Raw genomic sequence first — 26,532 nt, forward strand, 5'->3', positions numbered from 1 at the left:
CTCTTTGACTCTGATGGACTTCTCTTATAGTAGAACAGCTGACAAAAGCAAATCTACTAGCTTGATACAAATGAATGGTGCGATGATGCCGCCTAGGCCGTAGACGACAAGATTGTGCCGCAGCATTTGGCTGGCTGGTTTTTCTTGGTATTTGACCCCTTTTAACGCCAGAGGGATCAAGGCGATGATCACGACTGCATTGTAAATGACTGCGGACAAAATCGCCGTTAAGGGACTACCAAGATTCATGATGTTCAGCGCTGCAAGTTCTGGATAAATCGCATAAAACAGGACAGGGATCACTGCGAAATATTTGGCGATATCATTCGCGATACTAAAGGTCGTCAATGCTCCTCGGGTCATCAGCAGCTGTTTACCAATTTGGACTACTTGCAGTAATTTGGTTGGGCTGGAATCAAGGTCGATCATATTGCCCGCTTCTTTGGCTGCTTGCGTACCGGTATTCATCGCCATTGCCACATCGGCTTGGGCGAGTGCGGGTGCATCGTTGGTTCCATCCCCCGTCATCGCCACCAAATGCCCTTTTTCCTGATATTCGCGAATCAGGTTCATTTTGTTTTCTGGTGTTGCTTCGGCTAAGAAATCATCGACGCCCGCTTCCGCAGCAATAGCAGCTGCCGTCAAAGGGTTGTCTCCAGTGATCATGATCGTCTTGATGCCCATCTTTCGCATGTCGGCAAATTTTTCTTTGACGCCATTTTTCACGATGTCTTTTAAATAAACGACCCCGAGTACCTGGCCATTTTTCACTACGACCAATGGGGTTCCACCAGCTTTAGCGACTTTTTCCACAATCTCGTCACATGCAGTGGGATAGGTCTGCCCTTTTGCCGTCACATATTGCTTGATCGTATCGGCAGCTCCTTTACGGATCTCATCGCCACGATAATCGATCCCAGACATCCGGGTTTTGGCACTAAAATCGATCCAATGGACATCGGCTTGCTGAAATACCCGTTCACGAATATTGAAGGCTTCTTTGGCTAAAATCACGATACTGCGGCCTTCCGCCGTTTCATCGGCAAAAGATGCCAACTGCGCTGCATCTGCTAACTCTTTGGCGGTGACCCCTGGTACCGGCAAGAACTCGCTGGCACGGCGATTTCCCAAAGTAATGGTTCCTGTTTTATCCAGCAGCAAAACATCCACATCTCCTGCAGCTTCAATCGCGCGTCCACTCATGGCGATGACGTTTTCTTTGGTCAAACGGCTCATTCCAGCGATCCCAATCGAGGAAATCAAGGCGCCAATCGTGGTTGGTGCGAGACAAATCAGTAAAGCGATCACGATCACACTGGAAATCGCCGTTCCCCGACCAGATAACTGACTGCTAAAATCAGTAAAGGGAATCAATGTGATGGAAACAGCCAAGAAGATGATGGTCAGTGTCACTAAGAACAGCTGCAAGCCAATCTCATTGGGTGTTTTTTTCCGCTGTGTCCCTTCCACCATCGCAATCATCTTATCCAAAAAAGAATGACCATTTTCAGCGGTCACTTTAATGACCAAGTAATCGGAAACGACTAAGGTTCCTCCCGTGACTGCACTACGGTCGCCACCAGATTCACGAATGACAGGTGCTGATTCTCCTGTGATGGCACTTTCGTCCACCGAAGCAGCACCTTCCACGACATCCCCATCGGCAGGAATTTGTTCGCCAGAAGGAACATAAACCAAGTCGCCTTTTTTCAAATCGGAGGAACGGACTTCGATAAAAGCCTCTTTGGCGACATCTTCCAAGGACATGACTTTGTAGGTCATGATGTCTTTTTTGGCTTGCTTCAAACTATCCGCTTGTGCTTTGCCGCGCCCTTCTGCCACTGCTTCGGCAAAATTGGCAAACAATATAGTCAACCATAAGAAGACGGTCACACTGATGCTAAACCACAACGGGACCGTTTGTTCTTGAAAACATAAAATCGTTGTCAAGATCGCCCCTAGGTAAACCACAAACATCACGGGGTTTTTGATTTGTTGGCGAGGGTCCAATTTCTTAAAGGATTCGCCGATCGCCCATTGATAGATTTTTTTCATTTTTTCTCTCTCCTATTTCGTTGTAAAAAAGTCTGCGATTGGTCCTAAAGCCATCGCTGGTAAAAAGCTCAGTGCACCGATCACGATGATCACAATGATTAGCATCGTGACAAAGACTGGACTCGTGGTTGACAAGGTTCCTTCATTACGAACGGTTTTCTTTTTGGCCCCCATGTTTTCTGCCAGATACAAGATGGCTGCGATGGGAACGAAACGTGAAACGAACATCAAGATACTACCCAAACTATTCAGGAAAACAGTATCTGCGGTCAAGCCGCCAAAGGCACTCCCGTTGTTGTTGCTGAAGGAAGTTGCTGCATACAACAGTTCGCTAAAGCCATGGGCGCCTTGGTTGGTTAGCCAGCTCATGATGTCAGGATGCAAGGTCATCAACATAGCCCCGAAAAGCGTCAGTAGCAATGGCGTCAAAATAACGATACTCGTCATTTTAATGTCAAAGGCTTCGATTTTTTTGCCGATATATTCTGGTGTTCGTCCCACGAGTAAACCAGCGATAAAGACCGTCAATAATAGAAAAGCGATCATGCCATAAAGTCCGCTACCGACACCGCCAAAGATGATTTCCCCCAGCTGCATCAAGAACATTGGGATCGCACCCCCGAGTGGTGTGAAACTATCCAGCATGGCATTGACTGATCCACTGGAAGCGGCGGTGGTACTCACTGCCCAGAGGCTCGACCAACCGATACCAAAACGTACTTCTTTGCCTTCTAGATTGGCCGTTCCAAGCACTTGACTGAATTGCGGTCCATAAGCTTCACTGATCACTACGCCAATAAAAGCAAGGATCAAAAAGACGGTTGCGGTGATCAAGATCGTACGTCCTTGTTTCCACTCTTTGATCCAAAAGCCAAAGGCAAAAATCAAAGCAGCTGGCAGCAACAAGATCGCTAAGTTTTCTAAAAAATTACTGAACATCGTTGGGTTTTCAAATGGATGGGCGGCGTTGGCGCCAAAAAAACCGCCGCCGTTGGTCCCTAATTGCTTGATGGCGATTTGACTCGCTACCGGTCCGAGCGCCATCCAAAAGGATTCTCCCTCAAATCCATTGACTTCAACGCCGCTGCTCAACGTTTGGACGACGCCTTGAGACAGGAGCAAGATTGCTAAAATCAATGAGAGTGGTAAAAGGATATAGAGCAAGGAACGGGTGATGTCTTGCCAAAAATTTCCTACTGTTCGTTTTTGTTTTTGCTGCAGCCCACGAATCAAGGCACACAGTACAGCTAGTCCTACTGCCGCAGATAAGAAATTTTGCACCGTTAATCCTAATGCTTGGGAAAGATTGGTCAGTGCTTCTTCCCCAGCGTAAGCTTGCCAGTTCGTGTTCGTCACAAAACTGACGGCTGTGTTCAATGCTAAGTCAAAGGACAAATTCTCAACGGCCGCCCCTTGCGGTAACCAGTGCTGGACCATCAATAATCCGGTCAATCCGATGATGGAAAAGACGCTGACGGCCAAGACGGAAAATAGATAGGTTTTGGCGGTCATTTCTTTTTTGCTGACCGAACCAATCACTCGATAGGTCAACCGTTCAATGGGTTGAATAAAGCGGACAAACCGCGGTGTTTTTCCTTGCATGATTTCTTTGATATACCAGCCCAAAGGAACCGCTACTGCTAGTAAGATCAGTAAAAATAAAAAGCCTTGCACAAAATAGCTACTCATCGTTCTCCCCCCTCAAACAAGTACCAAAAGAGATAGATCATTACGATCACTCCGATTATTCCTAAAACAAGATTCATATTCTTCACTCCTTCATGACGTAAGCATACGCAAAAAGAAATAAAAATAGTGTAAATCTTCTGCTAGCATCTTTATATCTTCTTTATACGGCTGCTTATCGGACAAGAAAACCGCAATACAGCAGGTTTTTTTTAGAAAAAAAACAAAAACAGCGGATATCGTGAAGGATATCCGCTGTTAGAGTCATTGAGACTTATTTTGTTTTTCTGCTTTTGTTCGTGTGTTTCTTACGAAAGAAGACGATCCCCGCTAGTGCAATAAGGCTCACTCCTGCAATCGAATAGCCTTGAGTGATGGCTGTACCGGTCTTTGGTAACACCCGCTTGTCCTTTGCGGTCGCTTTGCTTTGTTTACCAGGCTGCCCTGCATCCGTTGGTTTTTCTTGCCCTTTATTAGAATCATCTTTCTCTGGCTGCTTATCATTTTCCTCTGGTTCTTCTGCTTTTTCAACGACTTTGATCTTCGCTGTGGCGGTGACTGCTTCTTGTGAGCGAGTACCAAATAAGCGTGCGAAAAAGTTAGGAGTTGCTGCTTCATCGGTTACGATTGAATAGGTGACTTGATAGGTTCCGGTTTTTTTGGTATCAACCGAACCGTCCACCAACAGTTGCTCCAACGTAAGTGTCTTACCATCACGATCTGTAGCGGAGACAAAATTGTCGCCAGCTGTCCAGTTATCACCGACATAAATCACGCTATCTTTCACAGTCACAGACGTTTGGTCTGCCAACACGGTGATTGTGGCAGTGGCTTCGGCTTTGCCATTGCGATAGGTTACTTGGTATCTGCCTGGTGTGGTGCTGTCAACTGTACCTACTGTTATGATATCAGTCAGTTGCACTTCGTTGCCGTCTTTATCTGTTGCAGACACAAAGTTATCGGCTGCTTGCCAGTCTTCACCCTCATAAATCGTACTGTCTTTGGCAACTACCGTTTCTTGGTCAGCCACCACGGTAATCATCGCAGTTGCTTTTACATTGCCATTTTGATAAACCACTGGGTACTCGTCTGCTTTGGAGGTATCGACTGTGCCACTAACCGTCACTCCTGAAAACGGTAGATTTGCTCCCGTTTTGTCTGTGGCTAAGACAAAGTTATCGGCAGCTTCCCATTCGTCGCCGACGTATAGGGTACTGTCTTTAGCTTTAATGCTTGTTTGATCAGCTAACACGGTGATCGTCGCTTTTGCTTCGGCTTTGCCATTGCGGTAAACCACTTCGTATTTCCCTGGTGTATCGCTATCGACTGTACCTACTGTTGTGATGTCAGCCAGTTTTACTTCGTTGCCGTCTTTGTCTGTTGCCGACACAAAGTTATCGGCGGCTTGCCAGTCATCGCCTTCATAAATCGTACTATCTTTGGCGACTACCGTTTCTTGGTTGGCAACGACCGTAATCGTAGCAATAGCTTCCATTTTCTCATTGCTATAAGTAACTTTATACTGACCTTCTTTGCTGGTATCAACTGATCCGCTAACGATCACTCCTGAAAATGGTAGGTTTGCTCCGGTTTTGTCTGTGGCTGAGACAAAGTTGTCGATTGCTTGCCAGTCATCCCCGACATATAAGGTGCTATCTTTGGCTTTAACTGATGTTTGCTCAGCTAACACGGTGATCGTCGCTTTCGCCTCAGCTTTGCCATTGCGATAAATTACTTCATATTTCCCTGGTATGGCGCTGTCGACTGTACCTATCGTTGTGATATCAGCCAGTTTTACTGCGTTACCGTCTTTGTCTGTTGCCGACACAAAGTTATCGGCGACTTGCCAGTCATCGCCTTCATAAATCGTACTATCTTTGGCGACTACCGTTTCTTGGTTGGCAACGACCGTAATCGTCGCCGTTGCTTTAACATGGCCATTCTGGTAAACCACTGGATATTCGCCTGCTTTGGAGGTATCGACTGACCCACTAACCGTCACTCCTGAAAATGGTAGGTTTGATCCGGTTTTGTCCGTTGCGGAAACAAAGTTGTCGGCGGCTTCCCATTCATCACCGACATATAAAGTACTGTCTTTAGCTTGAACGCTCGTTTGATCCGCTAACACGGTAATCGTGGCAGTTGCTTCGGCTTTGCCATTGCGATAGGTTACTTGGTATTCTCCTGGTACTTTCGTATCCACTTCACCACTGGTGGTGACTTCTGCCAAGCTTAACGGTTGCCCATTCTTATCCGTTGCTGAAACAAAGTTGTCCGCAAGCTCCCATGCATCTCCAACATAAAGTGTACTATCCTTGGCCACGACTGTTTCTTGGTTGGTAACGACCGTAATTGTTGCGACTGCTTTTTGATTGCCATTTTGGTAAATTACTGGATATTGACCTTCTTTGGAAGTATCCACGGCTCCACTAACTGTCACATTTGAAAATGGAACGTTCGCTCCTGTTTTGTCCGTTGCCGAAACAAAGTTATCAACCGCATGCCAGTCGTCCCCGATGTATAAGGTGCTGTCTTTGGCTTTAACCGAAGTTTGGTCTGCTAAGACCGTGATCGTCGCTGTTGCTTCGGCTTTGCCGTTACGATAGATCACTTGGTATTCTCCAGGTGTATCCGTGTCAACTTCACCGGTGATGGTCACTTCTGTGATTGCCACTGTGTTACCGTCTTTATCCGTTGCCGCTAGAAAATTATCAGCTGCTGTCCAGTCATCGCCCACATATAACGTGCTGTCTTTGGCTGCCACCGTTTCTTGGTTGGCCACCACAGTGATCGTCGCTGTCTCGCTCACGTTGCCATTCATGTATTTGACTTCATAAGTGCCGACTTTAGATGTGTCGACCTCACCGTTGACGGTAATTTCCGAGAAGGTCAACGCATTGCCATGCTTGTCTGTCGCTGAAACAAAGTTGTCTTCAGCATGCCATTCATCTCCCACGTAGATCGTGCTATCTTTGGCGTCGATCGTCGACAAGTCTTCTTCTGGTGTGATGCCGACAGAAAGATGATTGCCCGTCCGGTTCACTTGCACCTCTTTACCAAGCTGAAGTTCCTGTGGTATGACGTAACCTTCTGGGACGTAGGAAACATAAAGCATATAGGTCCCTGTATAAATATCAGCTAATTGATACTCTCCCTTCTCATCCGTTACAACAGAAATAACATCTCCAGTCAACTGATTCCAAAGCATCAATGTAACGCCTGCAATTTTCTGAGTTGGTTCTTCGGTATTATAAACATCAAGTGACGCACTAGTTTTGTAAATGATCCCGTTTGAATCACCTGCCGAAAATTGCAGGTTAGTCACCGTCGAAGTAGCCGTCCGTTTGGCTTCCGACAAGGTATCAATCGTATCAGAAACGATCGTTGCTGAAGCTGAGATTTGGCCGGCGTTTTGTGAAAGGACGTTGTAACTGATTTCGATATTTTTCGTTAAAACATAGTTTGAAAAGACAAGCTGTACGTCTCCGTCAATTTCTTTGATTTCGTAGCTATCGTCTGGCACATTTGAAACATTGATTGACCTAAGATCGATTTCACCATTGGTATTTCCCAATGATTTTAGAAGGATCGTTGGATTTGCTACTTTTTTCGAGCCATCATCGATATTTTTTGTTGTGACCTTGACCTGAGTCATGTTTTTTGTATTATTCACGGTATTTTGAGTAATCCCAATAATATCCGTCGCTGTATTGGAAACCGAAACGGTAGTTGAGCCTTGCTGATTATTTGATAGCGGCTCTTTTGCAAAACCAGGTACATAAATCGTACTCATTTCCTGCCAACCATTGGCGTACTGATAGGAAATGATGTAGCGATGGTTAGTCGTCCCAAAATCAAAGGTATAATAGTTGGTTGCCTCATCATGGGTGATCGTTGGATAATTCGGATCGCTTTCTTTCATGGCTTGATTATCATAATAACCACGATCCCAGTACTGTGGATAAATGCCACTGACTTGTTCATTGGAAACATCGATGATCGAAAACACAACATCCGTATTTTTCGGAACATGGGTCTCAACAGTCAAATCACTGATGGTATCTTGACGAGCGTTGACTAAAAACTGATTCTTACTGCTTTGGAGCGTGCGTTCAGAATACAGTTTTCTTCCGGTATAGACGGAGGTATGAACCGTGTCAAGTCCTGTCGCGGAAATCGTGATTGGAATTGTATCGTTAGGAATTGATTTTGTCGGTGCTAAACTATCTGGCACATAATTGAAGCCAATATCAAATTGAACAGAATAGGTAATGGGCGACGTAAAGGTGACCATCGTTCCGCCTGCTACTTCTTCAATCGTATAATCAGTTCCTAAAGTATAATAGAAGCCGACTTTTGGTACCTTTCTTAAAGAAAGATACTCGGGATGTTCAATAAACATTTGTAAATTTTCGATCGGTTGTGAGGTGCTGCCTTCGATATTGACTGAAGTGTCACTGGCATAGGCACCATTTTGATCATAATTTCCCCAAGCAGTTTCAGCGTTATTGGGATTAAGAACACTGATTGGTTCGACGTAGTTGTCTTCAACGATTTTGAATTCTTTATTAGCAATTAACGGTGTCGAGACATTGAGGATGATATCTTTCTGATCAAAGGGTACGGTTATGTTCGTGGAACCAAGAGTGAGATTGCTGTCTTTTGTGGCCGTCACAATCAGTTTGTCCCCATTATTTTCGACAGAAAAATAATCCGTAAAAGTCACATTTTGATAGAAGGCGTCTCTTGCTGTTAACTGTTTCGCCGTGATCGGCTGTCCGTTTTGACTCGAAAGAATGATTTGTTGACCTGCTTTCATCTCCGTCGGCATTTGATGAATTGATACATAGTAGTTTCCTTTAGAAAGGCCATTCATAAAACTGGCAGAAGCAACCCCCATATAATACCTAGAATCGACTTCTTTTTCATCTTTACTGGTTGCTGCCGTGAAGGAAAACCCTCTGTTTTGGGCAGCTGTTTGTTTTAGCTGTACCGAACCAAATCCGGTCGTCGGATACCCTTTTGAAAAAGAAGAAGTATAATCCGTCAACGCGGTCAAACTCATCGTGAATTGATAAGAAACACCATAGGCCTTTTGCTTGTCCATTTGTTTGACTTCAACAGCAGTATTGTAAAGACTATTTGAGGTGATCGTGTAGTCCGTCCCTTCTACTAAGGCTGTTTGTGTTTCTGGTTTGATCTTTCCTTTGATATCCACTTCATAGCTGAAGACTTTTAACGGTTGAGTCTCAATTTTTTTGAAGGAAGCACCCGGCGTCTCAACCAGATGCAGTGAAAGAGTTTCCGTTCCAGATAATGTCCGATCGGTATTGTAATAAACCATTCCTTGCATCCCAAAGACATTTTTTTCTGACACATATTGAATCGGGTCAACTTCTTCATACAAATCAATGGTGTAGCTTGTCTGGTTTTGATCGCCGATTTCAATGGTTAGCTGAGGCTTGTCTTCTGAATAAAGATAACTGGTCAACTCGATCGAAAACGAGGCATCATGAACGGATTGGTTAAAGGTGATCGTTAATTGATGGGCGGCACTATCTACTGCCCACGAAGCATTGATTGCTTCATTTGTTCCTTGCATATCACTAAAACCAAGGCCTTCCGGCAGGTCAAAAACAGCAGTGGTGCCGGCTAAATAGTCTTCGTCATTGATTTCAAAGTCTAATTTCAGTTTCACCGGACTATTGTTTAAAATCCGCGTTTCTTCCGTTTGACTGAACTCCTCACCAGCAATCGTCAGTAATGTGCCTTTTTCTAAAAGCTCTTGTCCATTGATGCGGGTGCTGACACGGGAACTCTTTTCGGCTCCTTTTGCCTCTTTCGATTCAGTTTCTGAAGAACTTGTTTGCGTCGAATCTGTAGTATCTGCTGTATGCGTTGATGAAGTTGTAGCAGGCGTTTCACTTTGACTCGTTGTTGCTGCATCCGTCTTGGAGGTTGCTTCGCCGCTTTCTTCTGAAGAACGATCCGTTTGAGTAGTCTCAGTTGTTTGCGCGTCGCTTGTGTTTGTTTCATTGGCAACGCCGCTGGTTGATTCCAGCAGATGATTTGAGTTATCTAAAGTACGAATGGTCTGTTCCTGTTCCGTGGTTTCCGCAAGCGCCATGACCGGAGTGATCACTTGGGACAGACCTAAAGCGGTAACAACAATGCCATGACGAATTCGTTTATTTCTCTTTTTCATTTTTTTCCTCCATTAAATATATGTAGTTTTAACTGATTGCTTTACGGATTTTTTTTCCAACTTCTAATTCTTCCCCATTAAAAAAGCAAAGAACATTGTTTGTTCGATCAATCATTTTGATTTGTCGCGCATTAATAATGTACGATTTGAATACTTTATAATACTCAGGCAAATCTAGCTGTTTGATGACCTTTAACGAAGTTTCAATGCACTCAACTGATTTCTTTTGATGGAATACGATTCGGTTTCGCTCACCTTTGATCGTTGTTATGTAGTTGATTGCTTCTGCATCAACGATCATCAACTCTCGTTTACTAACAATTTTTAATAAGTGTTTTTTTCCCAGCAATGATCGTTTCACTTCAATTGCTTCTGTTAACAAATTTCTTAACTGCATTGCCACATCCTTTTCTTCTGTATCGATGATTCCTAAAGGACAGATAAGATTCAGTTTCTTGATTTCGATTTTGGACGCATAGGCACCATAAAAAGCAATTTGACACTTTTTGCACTGCTCCCTCAATCGCCCTGCTAATTGAAAACTTCGATCAAAGCCCATCATTTCAATGGAAAATAAAAATAAATCGTTAACATCTGTTAAGTACCCTTCAAGAAAAGAATCTAGTTCTTCCGGTGAAATGATCTCCACCATAGAATAAGGAACATGACTTTCAGTGATCATTTTTTTCATCAAATTTCCATTAAAAAAGTTGTCATCTACTATATAAACAGCGAAATTGCTCAAATTTGCAGACATCTTAATTCTCCTTTTCACATCATTTCTAATTGTATTCTTAATTAAAAATGCCTGCTTGCACTTTCAAACGAATTAGCGAAACGTTTATGCAAAAAAGGTAGTTTAAATTAAAAACAAAGTAAGAAAAGACTTTATAATTGGTCTAAACCTATTATAGTAAAGGAGTTCCCGTCGTACTGCTTTCTTAACACATTTATAAGACAGAAAGCGCAAACAACAATAAAAACTTATGTTTTTTTAAGTAGTTTAACTAATTAACAATTCCAAAACTTACCGACTACTGCCCAACCTTTCTAATGATTTCCAAAAAAATAACCTTCGTTCAAATTAAATATTAATCGTTATTTATTTTTCGTTTTTTCGCAAAAAAAAGCTACCCTTCTCTTTGGGCAGTCCGGTTAAGGGTAATCAACTGTTTCCTCTGAAGATTTTCCATCAAAATAAAAGTGATCGTTCGCTGCAGCAAGATGCAATCAAAAAAAATTTTCTACTTAATTTACCATATCGAATCTTCATGGACACGACAAAAAACCATTTATTTCGAACAATAAATGGCCTGTTTGCTGCTTTTATTATGCTTTTGATTTACATGCATCCCGTGAATTTTGATTGTTTTCTTTTTTTCCTTCTATATTAATAAGGAATTTCTTACAAGTGCTCATGGGGTTTTATCATCTGTTTTTTTTAATGCTCGTTTTAGTTTTCGATTATGCCAAATCAGATAAGCGATGATCAAACATAAAACACCACCAATCGATAGATAGAGAAGGATCGGCGAAGCGGTTTCTTCAATACTGACATCTTGCTCGTTTCTTTCTTGCGCTTCTTGCCTTGCAACTTGGAAGGTCGGCTCTCCCTGCCATTCTTGATCGGCTGCTTTAAGGGTCGCTTTTATTTCATACTCTCCTGATAGCAGTTCCTTTCCATCCAGCGGAAGTGCGTAATTCATTAATGCATTGGGCGCTAATTGGATTTCTTTTTCCCCTTTGATGGCTGTTGCTTTTCCTTCATGGAACACTTCATAAGCAAGCGTGGCTTTACTGAGATAATCGGCTGCTGCATTTTCCACCGCTACGATGATGACATTGCGGCGGTTGATCTCTTCCAAATGGGCTTCTTCAATTCGGACCGCTGGCGGGATGTCTGACTCTTTATTTCGGAGCAATACCGCCACTTCTCTTGCTAATAGGTTTTGAACATTCCCTTGAAATTCTTCACTGCCGGTTTGCTGTACGTATAGTCCTCCTGCCAAAATCCCATCAAATGATTTAGATGGCATCCGGACTGTCAAGGTGATTTCTTTTTGTTCATTAGGGGCTAATGAAAGTGTTTCATCACTCAAAGTAACGAGTTCTTCGATCGCGTACGGAGCAGAAGGCGTTGCTTCCTCATTTGCCCCAGAGTACTCAACGACGCCAGTCATGTTCGTGACCGCTCGATTAAACGATAGCTGTAGATTGATTGGTTGCTCGCTTTTATTGGAAACCATGACTGCTAGTTTTTCTTCTGCCTTGGGCTCCAGCAACAAATCATAGTACATCAACTCTTTGTCCCGCTGTGACTCCGGCAATTTGATCTGAACATCGAAGGTATCAAGTGAATCTGCTGCCCCCGTACTACTAGTACCAATGAAAAATAAGACCGTTAGAATACTTACTACCCAATACTGAAATCCTTTGCCTCGAAGTTTGTTCTGATGCATCCTGTCAGATCCTTTCTACACAAAATAGGAAAGAAAAATCAGCTAGCATAAAAAGCAGCCGCTTAGGCAAGCTGCTTTTTTTCTGCTAACTGTTAAGCAATGACTACTAACCTATGGGGTCGTCGGAGCACTGCTGATCGTCCAAACGAGGGTCGTTTGATAGGTTGCCGATTGTTTTTCCGTATTGGCTGGGATCGAAAGGGTAAATTGTTCTAGAGGCATCGACGTTTCACCGATCCCTTCACCAGCATTGGCGGTCAAGAAAGCATATTCATTGTTGATCGCCGCAAAATCAAGCTCGCCATTGGCAATATCACTGGTTCCGGTTGGCGGCGAACTTAAGTTGTTGGTCAATGTACCCGTATCTACCGTTAATACCGCACCGTCCAACGTACTGTCTCCTGCCGTAAATTGGGTTGCTTGCCGTACTTTAATTGCCCAAGAAGAGTTCGCCTGTCCTCGGTTATCACTGACTGCAACTGCCCCTCTTTGCAGCGTGGACCCATCGCCAGGTAGTCCAGTCCCATCCGTAGTAGCCACCCACGTTTCGGCATTTTCTGTTTGGATCTCATGGGCACCAAAATCTAAATTCGTTGGTAGCTGCGTATTGGGATCACTCCCGCCTTTATCCGGGTCAAACACGATGCCACCAGAGGTATATTCTACGACACCGGTCGTATCGTCCGCTTGCACCGTGGTCACAATACTAAGGGCGGTCAATACCCCCAATGCGCCTATTACCGATTTCTTTGAAATCATTTTGCCATCCTCCTTTTTTTGATGCAAATGATCAATGTCAGACTAATGAAGAATCCACCTATTAAGGGCAGCCAAAAGTGATTGGTTTCAGCAAGCTGCGGCAGTGGTTCTTCTACGTTAGTGACCGTTTCTTGACTGGGCGGTGGTTCAATTTCTTCATCAATTGAATCACTGCTAGCTGTTTCCGTTGGTCCTTCATAAAACTCAATGTTGCCGGTCGTCGTATTGGCTACTGCTGATGGAACGAAACTGCAGAAACTGCCGATCATCAAAATCAGAAGCAGCACAAGGGAATTCTTTTTCATTCTGCTCTTCCTTTTCAAGGTGTATCGGAAACGGTCCACACGACGGTGGCGCGATACTGACCTTGAAATTTAGGTGTTTTCTCAGGTACAAATAAATTGAACTGGGAAAAATTAACGGTCAGTCCACCAGTCGATGCCGCATTTTCCAACGCCACCACATTTTTTTCGACATTTTGCTGCAGGGCAATCGTTGCATTATCAGGTAAAACCACTCGACCATCCGTAAAGGTCGAATTGACAGTGCCAAGCTGAACCCTTAATTCGGCGGCTGGCAATGTGCGTGTACCATTGACCCAATTGGTGGATTGTCTGACCTTTACTTGCCATTTTTTCTGCCGATTGCGGGTATCATTGATCCGTAAAATCCCAGTTGTAGCAGCTGCGCTTTGATCGCCGTTGGCGGTTGCCCGCCACGTCTCACTCTTTTTCGTTTGAATGGCATGTCGGCCAAAATTCAGCTGAGTCGGTAGATTCGTCCGATCCATCGTCAGTGCTTCGACCATGAAATAAATCATGGTTTGGCGACTGCTGATATTTAGCGCACTAAAGTTCAAGAGATTGATGTCCGTCGGCTTTGCTTTCAAAACAGAAGCGGAAAAATTAGCGGTCCAATTTGCAGTCAACTGACCCGGACCTGAAAGTAACGTCGGAATTTGAACATCCGTTGCTCCTAAAACAGCTGCATCCGCCAGCTGTTCTTGGACAGTTGTCAAATCATTCAACGCTGAGTTCACGGTGCTAAGCAGAGTATTGAGCAACCCTTGCAGCAATGCGCGCACGACGCCGCCAATATCGATGCCGATCACTCGGATCTGGGTATTTTGAATCGCGGTACTTAAATTCCGTAGAATTTGCGGGACATTGGTTCCTAAGACGACACCAAGGTTCGAACTCATATTGGCATATAAAGCTTCTTTCTGGGTCGTAAACTGCAACGGACTGGTAAATTCAACATTCCCAATATTTCCGACAGTCTTTAGTAAAGAAATCTGCTGATTGATCGCTGTCAAATCGATTTGAACAATCCCAAGGTTGAGATTTAGTGAACTGGTCAAGGAATCAAGCGCTGTTAAGATCGCATTCAAAAGTGGGACATTGGCAATATTGACTGTGGTCGACGTCTTGATCGATGCTGATCCATTGGCACTAATGCTAGTTCTCAATTCTGCTGGGATCGCTAATAAAGCAAATTTATCTTCCCCACTGACATTGACAGAAGCGTTCAACCCGCCGTTGCCTTTAATAGAAAAAGTCACTGGTCGATTTGTCACGCTGCCTGGCCATGGAACGCTTACTGAGGTGCCACTTGTATTGGCACTCGTTAAATTGCTTAAAATCTCCACATCTAAAACATTCACTGCTGCTTCGGCTTTTATTGTCGTTGTTAAAAGATACAAATTGACGAAACTGATGCTGGTCAAAAAGAGAATTAATTGGCCGATCGTCCATTTGTAAAGACGTTTTTCCCTCCTTCTGCTTTTCATACCATTTCTAACCCTTTCTTTACGAAACGATGATCATTGCTTCAAAACTATTGTTCACTAGAGATACCAGCGGAGGATGTCCACTCCGCTGGTAAAGTCATGCTATTTTTGTTGGTCTTTTTTCTTTCTTGCTTTGAAGAACAAACCAATTCCTCCTACAACGAAGACTGCTGCCCCAATCAGTGAAGCATACCAAGTTCCTTCAGATCCCGTTTTCGGTAGGTACTTACTTCCCCACCAGCTTTGGTTGTTATTGCTACCGTTGCCGTTGTTGTTCCCCCAACTGCCCCAGTTACCCCAAGCGCCGTTGCTTCCGTCGGTACCATTCGTTCCATTGGTACCGTCCGTGCCATTGCTACCGTCCGTGCCGTCGGTACCATCCGTACCATTGTCACCCGTTGGTACCACGATTGGTGTTGCTGCACTGCGGTATTCTCTGCCACCTGCTGTAACGATAGCCACAACGTTAAGGGTTTCTTCTGGTGAAACATCCTCTGGGTCTAATGTGATGCTGAAGGCACCATTCCCATTGGTCGTTCCAGTTCCGACAACGTCACCCGCTTCATTCAAGATTTCGATCGTCGCATTGGCTGACCCATTCCCGAAGACTGGATAGCCATCGGTAGGATTGCCAGTGATCGTGGCAACCGGTGCGTCAACCGTCAAGGCACCGACTACGGTCGTCGTCGGATCACTTAAGGTTTCGCCTTCGGCTAAGGCAAGAACCGTAACGGTTTCACCTTCCGTCGCTTCCGCGGATAACTCAACACGCCAGTCGCCATTTTGATCGGCGATCGTTGTGATCGGTCTTTCAGCCGCAAAGATGGTTAGGAATCTGCTTGTTAACGGATCACTGATGGTAACGGTGATCGTAGCACCCGGCTCACTCGTTCCGCTGATCGTTGTATCACCAGCCGTGACTGGGTCAATGGTTGGTGTATCTGTCTTGATATTTTCATCATCGACAGGTACGACGATTGGCGTCGCATTACTGCGGTAGTCATCCCCACCAGCAGTAACGATCGCCACAACCGATAAGTTTTCTTCTGGTGCGACATCCTCACTAGTCAATGTGATCGTATAGTCACCATTTTCATCGGTCGTGCCTGTTCCTACGACAACACCCGCTTCATTAAGAATTTCGATTGCTGCATTGGCAGGCCCGTTTCCGGTTACTGGATAGCCTTCTTGGGAATTACCCGTAATGGACGCGGAAGGTGCGTTGACCGTGATGCCATTAACAACGGTCGTTGCTGGTTCACTGGTGGTTTCTCCTTCACTTTGCGCCACTGCTGTTACGATTTCATCTCGAGAAACTTCTGCAACTTCCACTGACCAATTTCCTGCTTCATCTGCTTCGGTTTCAACCGCTTCTTCTCCCGTTACCGTCACGGTGACCATCGCTCCCGGTACAGCAGTACCAGTGATGGTCGTGTCACCAGCTGTGACTGGTTCGATGATTGGTGTGGCGGTTTGATCGATCGTATTCTCAACGGGCACGACGATTGGTGTCGCATTACTTCGGTAGTCTTTGCCACCGGCTGTAATGATCGCAACGACGTTCAATGATTCTTCAGGAGAAACATCTTCACCAGAGAGCGTGATGGTGTAGTTGCCATTTTCATCGGTATTGCCTGATCCAACGACATCCCCCGCTTCATTCACGATTTCAATCGCCGCATTTGGTGCTGCCATCCCCGTCACTGGATAACCATCCTCTGGATTGCCAGTGATGGAAGCGGTCGGTGCTGAAACCGTGATGCCATCCACACTCACTGTGATTGGTGCACTAGGGTCTTTTTCAGGGGATTGTGCCACAACAGTGACGGTATCACCCTCCGCAACTTCAGGTACCTCGACTGTCCAATTGCCCTCTTCGTCCGTTTCAGTTGTGATCGGTTCATTTTCACCAATCGTTACCGTCACCGTCGAACCTGGTTCGGCAGTCCCGCTGATCGTCGTATCGCCAGCTTTGACTGGATCGATCGTTGGTGTTGCAGTTTGTTGCTCTTCTTGATCCAAAGGTACCACGATTGGTGTCGCATTACTGCGGTATTCTTTGCCGCCAGCTGTCAGAACTGCGACGACTGTTAGGCTTTCCGCTGGTGCAACAGCTGTTGGTTCAAGAGTGATACTGTAGTTTCCTTCCGCGTCTGCGGTTCCTGAACCGACGATTTGTCCATCGCTATTCAAGATTTGTATGGTGGCATTGGCTGGTGCCGTTCCACTTACTGGATAGCCATCCGTGCTATTGCCTGTGATGGTTGCACTAGGAGCAGTGACCGTCAACGCCCCCACACCAACTGTTACTGGAGCGCTTGGCTCTTTGTCAGGTGATTGAGCCACAACAGTGACTGCATCGCCTTCAGAAACTTCTGGTACTTCTGCTGTCCAATTGCCTTCGTCATCCGTTTCAGCCGTGATTGGTTCCGCATCTGGTACAGTGATCGTCACGGTTGAACCTGGTTCTGCGGTCCCACTGATGCTGGTATCTCCTGCCGTGATTGGATTAATCGTTGGTGCAGCTGTCTGATCCACTACCGTATCTGCTGGTACGATGACCGCTGTTGGATTACTGCGATACTCTTTCCCACCAGCTGTTACGATGGCAACGACATTTAAGGTTTCTTCTGGATTGACAGTTTCAGCAGTTAAGTCCACTGTATAGTTGCCGTCTCCATCGGCAGTGCCTGTTCCAACGACTTCATTGTCTGCGTTCAAGATCTCGATCGCTGCATTGGCTGGTGCTGTACCAGTCACTGGGTAGCCATCCGTGCTGTTGCCGCTGATGGAAGCTGTTGGTGCTGCGACAGTCACTCCTTCAACGATGACAGTGATTGGATCACTTGGGTCTTTGCCGTCACTGTCTGCGACGACTGTGATGGTATCCCCTTCAGACAATTCAGGCACATCGACACTCCAGTTGCCCTCATCATCTGTTTCGGCGGTTTCTTCTGTGCCGTCAGGTAGTGTCACAGTCACAGTTGAGCCTGGTTCTGCCGTTCCGCTAACTGTTTCATCGCCTGCTTTGATTGGATCAACCGTTGGTGCCGTTGTTTGATTTTCACCCGGTTCAGCTGGCACCATGATTGGTGTCGCTGGACTACGATAATCTGTACCACCAGCTGTGACCACCGCAACTACCGTCAAGTTTTCTTCAGGAGAGACATTTTCACTGGTCAAATCGATCGTGTAAAGCCCTGCATCATTGGTCGTACCCGTTCCAACTGTCTCGCCAGCTTCGTTCAAGATTTCGATGGTCGCATTCACTGGTCCTGTTCCGGTCACTGGATAACCTTCGGCTGCATTGCCACTGATGGACGCACTAGGAGCCGCCACCGTTAATGCACCGACTGTGATCGTTGCTGGTGTACTTGGTGTTTCATTTTCTACTTCTGCTACTGCCGTAACAGTCGTCCCTTCGGAAAGCTCTGGCACATCAACTTGCCAATTGCCCTCTTCGTCAACTTCGGCTGAGATTGGGTCTTGCTCACCGACCGTCACGTTGACTATTGCTCCTGGTTCGGCTGTCCCGCTGATTTCTGTTGCGCCGGCAACTGCTGGATTGATCGTTGGTGTCGCCGTTTGATCCGCAGGTACCACGACAGCCGTTGGTTGACTACGGAAGTCATCCCCACCTGCTGAAACGATGGCAATGACACGGACCGTTTCTCCTGCTGATGCCTCTTCACTGGTCAAGGTAACGGTGTAAACACCATTCTCATTGGCCGTCCCTGTGCCAATCACTTGATCATCAGCATTTAAGATTTCGATTGACGCATTAGCTGGTGCTGTACCAGTTACTGGATAGCCATCTGCACTATTGCCAGAAATCGTTGCCGTTGGTGCTGCCACGATCAGCCCTTGCACCGTCACTGTTACTGGTAAACTTTCTGTTTTGCCGTCTGCCAAGGCAGTAACTGTCAAGACATCATCCAGAGAAACCGTCGGCACAGTTGCCGTCCACTCACCTTCGTCATTCGCTGCCACTGTAACAGTATCGCCGTTTGGTAGTTCAACCGTTACATCTGCCCCAGGTTCAGCCGTTCCGCTAACGGTTGTAGCCCCAGCAATCACTGGTGCGACAGTCGGTGCCGCTGTTTGGTCTTCTGCGTTATCTTCTGGCACCACGATAGTAGTTGCCGGACTGCGATAGTCTTGACCGCCGGCTGATACGATAGCCACCACTCGCAAGGTTTCTGCTGGTGAAACACCTTCTGTCAAGGTGATCGTATACTCACCGTCTCCATTGGCAGTACCACTGCCTACCACTTCATTGGCAGCATTTAAGATTTCAATGGTTGCGTTGGCTGGTGCTGTTCCTGTGACTGGATAGCCGTCAGTACTGTTGCCCGTGATCGTTGCGGTTGGTGCAGCCACGTTCAAGGCACCGACACCAACACTGATTGGTGCACTTGGGTCTTTGCCTTCAGCTTCAGCAACCACTGTGACCGTGTCGCCTTCTGAAAGTTCTGGTACGGTGACTGTCCAATTGCCTTCCTCATCCGTTTCGGCAGTCACTGGATCTTCTCCAGGAATCGTTACCGTCACCGTTGAACCAGGTTCGGCAGTTCCTCCGACGGATGTATCACCTGCTTGCACTGGATCGATCGTTGGGGTGGTCGTTTGGTCTGCTGGTACCACGATGGAGAGCGGCGTACTGCGGTACTCATCGCCGCCAGCTGTTACCACTGCCACCACCTGAAGTGCTTCTGAAGGATCAACATCGTCGCTGCTCAATGTGATGCTGTAAGCACCTTCCTCATTTGCTTCACCGCTACCAACAACCTCACCGGCTGCATTTAAGATCTCAATCGCTGCATTTGGCGTGGCCGTTCCGGTTACTGGATACCCATCCGAACTATTGCCGCTGATCGCTGCTGTCGGTGTCGCCACAGTGAGTGGATTTACGACGACCGTAGCTGCATCACTTGGTGTTTCCCCATCAAGGGTCGCTACCACAGAAACAATTTCTCCTTGAGAAACCTCGGGCACAGTTGCCGTCCAATTGCCTTCGTCATCCGCTTCGGCAGTGACTGGCTCTGCGTCACCAATCGTGACCGAGACTGTCGCACCAGGTTCAGCCGTACCACTGATGGTCGTGTCGCCGGCTGTCACCGATTCAATCGTTGGGACTGCAGTTTGATCCAAAGGTACTGTGATTGGTGCAGCCGCACTGCGGTACTCTTGACCACCGGCTGTGACTACCGCCACCACCCGTAAGGCTTCAGCTGGAGACGCGTCATTACTCGTTAACGTGATCGTATATTGGCCTTCGTCATTGGCGGTGCCAGTACCTATGACCTCGTCATCGGCATTCAAGATTTCGATGGCTGCATTGGCTGGTGCCGTTCCCGTTACTGGATAACCTGCGGTACTATTGCCGCTGATCGTCGCGGTTGGTGTAGCGATCGTCAACCCATTGACTCCAACACTGATCGGTGCACTTGGGTCTTTGTCTGGTGCTTGTGCGACCACTGTGACGGTTTCTCCTTCAGAAACTTCAGGAACTTCAACTGTCCAGTTCCCCTCGTCATCGGCTTCACCAGTAACAGGTTCTTCACCTGGGATCGTTACCGTCACCGTAGCGCCTGGTTCTGCGGTCCCACTGATCGTCGTATCCCCGGCATTGATTGGGTCAATGGTTGGTGATGCTGTTTGTTCAAGCTCATCTGCTGGTACCGTCACCGGTGTGGCAGGACTGCGGTACTGATCTCCGCCTGCTGTAACAATCGCAACGACAGACAAGGTTTCTTCTGGTGCTGCATCGGATGGTGCGATGGTTACCGTATAGTTTCCATCCCCATCGGCTGTCCCAGTACCGATCACATCGCCTGACTCATTCAACACTTCAATCGCTGCGTTCGCTGGAGCAGTCCCCGTGATTGGATAGCCATCGGTACTATTGCCGCTGATGATCGCTGTTGGTGCTGCAACGGTGACTCCATTGACTCCAACGCTGACTGGCGCGCTTGGCTCTTTGCCTTCGGCTTCCGCAACGACTGTGACTGTATCGCCACCAGAGACTGCTGGCACTTCCGCAAGCCAGTTTCCTTCGTCATCCGTTTCAGCCGTTACTGGTTCTTGACCGGTGATCGTAACAGTAACCGTCGAACCTGGTTCTGCCGTTCCGCTAATCGTGGTATCACCTGCTGTGACCGGATCGATCGTTGGTGTCTCTGTTTGTTCAATGTCTGCTGGTACCGTGATTGGCGTGGCATTACTGCGGTAGTCTTGACCGCCCGCTGTCACAACTGCCACCACCTGCAAGGCTTCTTCTGGCGCCACATCGGCTGGATCTAAGGTCACGGTATAAGCACCCGCGTCATCCGCCGTCGTGCTACCAACGACATCTCCTGCCTCATTCAAAATCTCAATGGCCGCATTCGGCGTGGTTGTTCCACTGACCGGATAGCCATCCGTACTATTGCCTGTGATGGAAGCGCTCGGTGCACTGACAGTCACACCATCAACGGTCACGGTAATCGGTGCACTTGGCTCTTTGCCTTCTACTTCGGCAACGACTGTTACCGTATCACCTTCCGTTAATTCTGGTACCGTCGCTTCCCAATTGCCTTCGTCATCGGCTTCTGCCGTGATCGGATCGCCTTCAGGCAGCGTAATCGTCACAGTTGCCCCTGGTTCAGCCGTTCCGCTGACGGTCGTATCCCCAGCTGTTACTGGGTCGATTGTTGGTGTTTCAGTTAAATTTTCTTCATCATCTGCAGGAACTACAAGCGGTGTGCCTGTACTGCGATAATCTTCACCACCAGCCGTCACGATCGCTTCCACTCGTAAGTTGTCGCCAGCTGTCACCTCTTGAGGATCAAGGGTGATCGTGAAGTTACCATCCTCATCAGCTGTTCCGCTACCAACGACCTCTCCTGCTTCATTCAAAATTTCAATTGCTGCATTGGCAATCGCTGTTCCCGTTACTGGATACCCATCTGTGCTATTTCCGGTGATCGTAGCCGTTGGTGCCGCCACGGTTAAACCGTTTACACTCACGGTGATTGGGGCACTCGGATCTTTGCCTTCAGACTCAGCTACGACGGTCACGGAATCGCCTTCTGATAATTCAGGAACCGTTGCTTCCCAGTTGCCTTCATCATCGGCTTCAGCCGTGATTGGATCGCCTTCAGGAAGCGTGATCGTTACCGTTGCCCCCGGTTCCGCTGTCCCACTAACGGTCGTATCTCCAGCACTGACTGGATCGATCGTTGGTGTTTCCGTCTGCAGGATATCTGCAGGCACCACAACAGGTGTTGGGTTACTTCGATAGGTTTCGCCGCCAGCGGTCACAACCGCTGTCACATTCAGGGTTTCTTCCGCGTCAACATCCGCTGGATCTAACGTGACTGTATAAATACCATTCTCATTGGCGGTACCTGTTCCGACAATTTCGCCATCCGCATTGGTGATCTCAATGGCCGCATTTGGTGCTGCGGTTCCAGTCACTGGATAGCCCTCTTGACTATTTCCTGTGATCGAAGCCGTTGGTGCGTTGACTGTTAAGGCGGACACGGTGGTGCTAGCCGGTTGGCTTGGCGTTTGTCCTGCTAGTTCGGCGATAGCTGAAACCGTATCGCCCTCTGACACTTCGTCCACATCAACACGCCAATTGCCCTCTTCATCGGCTTCCGTCACGATCGGATCTGCACCGTTGACGGTCACAGTAATCGAGGCACCAGGCTCAGCAGTTCCGCTGACGCTTGTATCCCCGGCAGTCACCGGTTGAATCGTTGGTGTTCCCGTTTGTTGCTCCGCATCGTCTGCTGGAACGACGATTGGCGTATTACCACTACGGTAAGTTTGCCCACCGGCAGTGACGATTGCGGCAACATTCAAGTTTTCATTTTCTGCTACATCTGCTGGGTTCAACGTGATACTGTAGTTGCCGTTCTCATTTGCCGTACCAGAGCCAACGACTTCACCTTCGGCATTGGTGATTTCAATGGCTGCATTTGCTGCGGCTGTCCCCGTCACAGGGTACCCATCGGTACTATTTCCTGTAATCGAAGCCGTTGGTGCATTAACCACTGGTGCTGCTACCGTTGCCGTTGCAGGCTCACTCGCCGATTCCCCATCAGCTTCCGCTACTGCTGTGACTGTATCGCCTTCCACCAATTCAGGGACATCTGCCGTCCAATTGCCGTCACCATCTGCGGTTGTTGTAATAGGTGCACCGCCGTTGATCGCCAATGTGATGGCTGCGCCTGGCTCAGCTGTTCCGCTGATCGTCGTTTCCCCTGCTGTCAATGGATTGATTGTTGGTGTATCGGTTTGATCTTCTGGTGTATCTGGCGCAAACCAAATCGAGTTATTGCCGTCAGCATCCGTAAATAAATCAATGGTGATCAAATCAAGTTGAGACATCGTTCCTTCGAAGCGGGCTTCGTAAGGATTAGATGGATTCGCCACGCCGTTTTCAACCAATTGTGCATAGGTCGGACTGGTGACATTCGTTGGAATGACCACATTGGTTTGACCTAAAACAGATGCAGAAGCGATTTGATCTGCTAAATCTGTCGTTGCATTGAAGACTGTTTGTGCTGTTTCAACCGTTGCGTTTAAAGTGGCTTTAGCTGTATTAACGGTACTTTGTACCAACGTATTGATTTGACCGATCAAGGTACCGATGCCTGGAATCCCACTTGCACCATCCAAAATACTGACTTGAATCTGGGCTGCTTGTAAATTATCGAGAATTTGATTGATGCGTTGATTGATAACGATAAATAAACCATCATCCACATTGGCAATCAGGGCACGTTCGTTATCGGTTAGTCCAGCTGGAATTTCAAAATTCGCTTGGCCAAATTGTCCAAGTTGATTTAATAAGTCTAACTGGGTAGTGATTTCATCTAAGTTGACGGATATCACTTGGCTAACATCCACGATTGAAGCCGCCGTATACAACGGATTTGGCAAGCCGCCAACGATTGTTGGCGGAATATCAAGTGCATCAGCTAAATTTTGATTGACGATTCCATCCACCGTGCTGATCAAGGTATTGACTGCTGGTGTGACTGTACCGATCAGTGTTTGCAAGGCTGGGAAATTCCCCAGTTGGAGTATCACATTGGTGGAAATCGATGCATTCCCTGCCGGTTGAACCAAACCAGTAAGGCCTTGAGGAACCCCAACAACCGCGACTTTATCCCCATTCAAGACATCAACCGTTACTGCATTCGATCCAGAAATCGAGAAATTGACTTGGTTCGTTGCACCAGGAGTTGCATAAGGTGCAGACGCACTCGTGCCTGAGTTATTAGACGCTGTGATATCTGAGAAAAGTTCAGCTGAAACCAAAGCAGCTTCAACCGTCGTTGGTGCCCATAACAAACTTGCTGGCACGACCACCGTACTTGTCAACAACATTCCACTGACAGTTAAATTCGCAATAATATTTTTCTTTGTTCGAACGCGTGTGTTTTTCTTTGAATCCATGAGCTTTTTATAATTAATGCCTTTCATTCATTCTCCTCCTGTTCGAAAAAAATTTAACCGACAAAAGATAAAACTGATGATCTCTGGAATCCTTCTTTCCCCCTTTAAAACCAGATGAAAATCTATTTCAACCCAACACCTAAAGGCATAGAGAGAAAACAAAAAGTAACCGATCGCAAAGCGAAGATTTTTTCGCATGCTTTCTGAAAAACCCAGTGATTTTTGTTCAAATAGTTTAGAAGCACATTAGCTCACTCTTGTGAAACTAAAAAATAAAATAACTAAACGAACACACTGTGTACCAAAATTCTAGCAAATTTATTTCTTTCCAACAAATTATAAACACGATAAATAATTAAAAAAACACTGAATTTCACCTTTCAAAACACAAAAGGTTTATTTTATAAACAAGCAGAAATTATTTATATTTATCTTATAAACAAATGTATAATGATAAATTATTGCCTTTTTTCGTCAGTTAACCTTTCTTTTTTTTATGTTTAATCAATATAATGAATACGATTTCAATTGCATGTTTATACATCTAGATAGAGAAAAATGATGATTGTGTTTTTTCATGATTTTAACCTCGTTTTTTACCTCCGCAAATAAAAAAACAAAAATAATTTAGCCGTTTTTTCACGATATCACCTAAAATAACTCTTGCTAACGAAAAAAAGGAATCGAAACGCTCGCAGAAAGTTCTGTGAAAAAAGAATGAAACTATTCTATCAAAATCAACGTTGCACTATTATGAACGATTATTTCTTCAGTTGCTCTTCGCTGCTTTTCATCCTCACCTAGTTATTTGGTCCTACATTTCGGACGTAAACGTTCATTCTACTCGAAGCGGTTATACTTGTTGGTAAGAAGGAAACACCGCTACCCAATTGGCTTCTTCTAATACGACTTAAGGAGCAACAAACGATGCATTGGCTAGTAATGATTTTTCTATTGATCTGCCTCAGTTTTGTCTAAAAAAAGCGTGAGAACCGAATGTTCTCACGCTTTTCTATGATCCCCCTCTGAGGATCCTCTATCACAAAGATTACTGAACGATTTCTTCCACCAAATCAAGGAAAGTCTGAAATAAAAGACCTTTTAGATTCCTCTATTGGCTTTACTTTACTATAATGGGGATACAAGATCTCATTAATTCAACGAGAGCGGAGGCTTTCTTATGTATGGCGAAACGATCAGACAAATCCGATTGAAAAAAGGCTTCACCCAAAAAGAAGTCTATGGCACGATTATTTCAAAGTCTTATGCCATCGAGTTCGAAAAAGGCAAGCATCAAATTGCTGCCAACCTGCTGTTGCAAATTTTAGAAAATCTCTCAATGGATATCGATGAATTTCTCTATATCGCGAATGGCTATCGCCTGGATGAGCAAAACAGCTATAATCATCGGTATAATCAATATTCAAACAAACACGATCTGCCAAATTTACAAAAGCTGTTACAGGAACTACAACAAACCACTAGTAGACTGAACAATATCCGTATTGCAGAGGTTCGCTCGCGAATTCGCATGCTACAATGCTTGGCAAAACATGGGGTCTATCGACAAAGTGCTGTTTTAGAATGCGATCGCCAAACGATCACTTCTTACCTCATTGATGTTGAGAGCTGGACGTTACAAGAAATCCAACTATTTGGCAACACCATCGATCTTCTGGACAACGACCATAATTTCCTCTTTTTCAAAAAAGTATCCAAGATGCTCGAGTACTACATCGATATGGAAAAAGGTCGTGAAATCTACTGCGCCTTGCTGATCAATTTGATTGAATATACGCTAAAACACCAGCAGTACGATGCGACGGAAGTTCTCGTTGTCCAATTGAAACTTTTAGCGACAGATTACAAAGAATTTTTCCACCAAACCGTCTGCAAGTTTTTCCAAGGCGTGTTGCTCATAAGAACTGGCGATCAAAAAGCTGGTGAAACGATCACGCAAAAGATGTTGGCTATTATGCGAGAACTGGATCAAGAAGCCCTTGCCGATGATTTTGCTTTGCTATTGGATGAAGATTATCTCCGAGCATTTGCCTCCTCCGAGTGATAAAGCGGCAACTGCAGCGTTCGTTAATAAAAAAAGGAAGTGATGATTGCCATCACTTCCTTTT

Annotated in this window: 10 protein-coding genes; 1 reads left to right on the forward strand and 9 read right to left on the reverse strand. The window is 46.0% G+C overall.

The features are described from left to right. Positions 1-24 precede the first annotated feature (24 nt). The 9 genes from kdpB to IGJ26_RS10595 form a co-directional block, all read right to left on the reverse strand. Positions 25-2,055: a potassium-transporting ATPase subunit KdpB gene (kdpB, locus tag IGJ26_RS10555; protein WP_087663933.1), complete on the reverse strand. Its 2,031-nt coding sequence runs from the start codon at positions 2,053-2,055 to the stop codon at positions 25-27. Positions 2,056-2,067: 12 nt separating this feature from the next. Further along, on the reverse strand, positions 2,068-3,744 hold the full coding sequence (kdpA, locus tag IGJ26_RS10560; protein ID WP_194199541.1) for a potassium-transporting ATPase subunit KdpA: 1,677 nt from the start codon (positions 3,742-3,744) through the stop codon (positions 2,068-2,070). A 271-nt stretch (positions 3,745-4,015) separates the two neighbouring features. Further along, positions 4,016-9,946: a bacterial Ig-like domain-containing protein gene (locus IGJ26_RS10565; protein WP_430599603.1), complete on the reverse strand. Its 5,931-nt coding sequence runs from the start codon at positions 9,944-9,946 to the stop codon at positions 4,016-4,018. 28 nt (positions 9,947-9,974) lie between these two features. Then, complete coding sequence (locus tag IGJ26_RS10570) at positions 9,975-10,703, reverse strand: LytTR family DNA-binding domain-containing protein (RefSeq protein WP_005235024.1); 729 nt, start codon at positions 10,701-10,703, stop codon at positions 9,975-9,977. Between the two features lie 658 nt (positions 10,704-11,361). Beyond that, a complete protein-coding gene (locus IGJ26_RS10575; RefSeq protein WP_005235023.1) occupies positions 11,362-12,405 on the reverse strand; it encodes a DUF916 and DUF3324 domain-containing protein in 1,044 nt (347 codons plus the stop codon). 111 nt (positions 12,406-12,516) lie between these two features. After that, the gene (locus tag IGJ26_RS10580) at positions 12,517-13,164 is read right to left on the reverse strand and encodes a WxL domain-containing protein (RefSeq protein WP_005235021.1); all 648 of its coding nucleotides are present in this window, start codon (positions 13,162-13,164) and stop codon (positions 12,517-12,519) included. Further along, positions 13,161-13,469, reverse strand: a complete 309-nt coding sequence (locus IGJ26_RS10585; protein ID WP_016620539.1) for a hypothetical protein — start codon at positions 13,467-13,469, stop codon at positions 13,161-13,163. The genes IGJ26_RS10580 and IGJ26_RS10585 overlap by 4 nt, the downstream gene beginning before the upstream one ends. 14 nt (positions 13,470-13,483) lie before the next feature. Next, positions 13,484-14,953 (reverse strand): adhesive domain-containing protein, encoded by a 1,470-nt coding sequence (locus IGJ26_RS10590; protein ID WP_194199539.1) that lies wholly within the window; start codon positions 14,951-14,953, stop codon positions 13,484-13,486. A 102-nt stretch (positions 14,954-15,055) separates the two neighbouring features. Continuing rightward, positions 15,056-24,430, reverse strand: coding sequence for an Ig-like domain-containing protein (locus IGJ26_RS10595; RefSeq protein ID WP_194199538.1), 9,375 nt, complete (start codon positions 24,428-24,430; stop codon positions 15,056-15,058). 1,153 nt (positions 24,431-25,583) lie between these two features. Here IGJ26_RS10595 and IGJ26_RS10600 point away from each other — a divergent pair. Then, positions 25,584-26,468, forward strand: a complete 885-nt coding sequence (locus tag IGJ26_RS10600; RefSeq protein ID WP_144330535.1) for a helix-turn-helix domain-containing protein — start codon at positions 25,584-25,586, stop codon at positions 26,466-26,468. Positions 26,469-26,532: the final 64 nt, after the last annotated feature.

This window comes from Enterococcus sp. AZ095a, from assembly GCF_050546735.1.
Lineage (GTDB): Bacteria > Bacillota > Bacilli > Lactobacillales > Enterococcaceae > Enterococcus_D > Enterococcus_D entomosocium.

Coding starts and splice junctions, on each gene's coding strand:
- kdpB (WP_087663933.1), bottom strand. CDS start 2,055: ATGAAAAAAATCTATCAATGGGCGATCGGCGAATCCTTTAAGAAATTG.
- kdpA (WP_194199541.1), bottom strand. CDS start 3,744: ATGAGTAGCTATTTTGTGCAAGGCTTTTTATTTTTACTGATCTTACTA.
- IGJ26_RS10565 (WP_430599603.1), bottom strand. CDS start 9,946: ATGAAAAAGAGAAATAAACGAATTCGTCATGGCATTGTTGTTACCGCT.
- IGJ26_RS10570 (WP_005235024.1), bottom strand. CDS start 10,703: ATGTCTGCAAATTTGAGCAATTTCGCTGTTTATATAGTAGATGACAAC.
- IGJ26_RS10575 (WP_005235023.1), bottom strand. CDS start 12,405: ATGCATCAGAACAAACTTCGAGGCAAAGGATTTCAGTATTGGGTAGTA.
- IGJ26_RS10580 (WP_005235021.1), bottom strand. CDS start 13,164: ATGATTTCAAAGAAATCGGTAATAGGCGCATTGGGGGTATTGACCGCC.
- IGJ26_RS10585 (WP_016620539.1), bottom strand. CDS start 13,469: ATGAAAAAGAATTCCCTTGTGCTGCTTCTGATTTTGATGATCGGCAGT.
- IGJ26_RS10590 (WP_194199539.1), bottom strand. CDS start 14,953: ATGAAAAGCAGAAGGAGGGAAAAACGTCTTTACAAATGGACGATCGGC.
- IGJ26_RS10595 (WP_194199538.1), bottom strand. CDS start 24,430: ATGAAAGGCATTAATTATAAAAAGCTCATGGATTCAAAGAAAAACACA.
- IGJ26_RS10600 (WP_144330535.1), top strand. CDS start 25,584: ATGTATGGCGAAACGATCAGACAAATCCGATTGAAAAAAGGCTTCACC.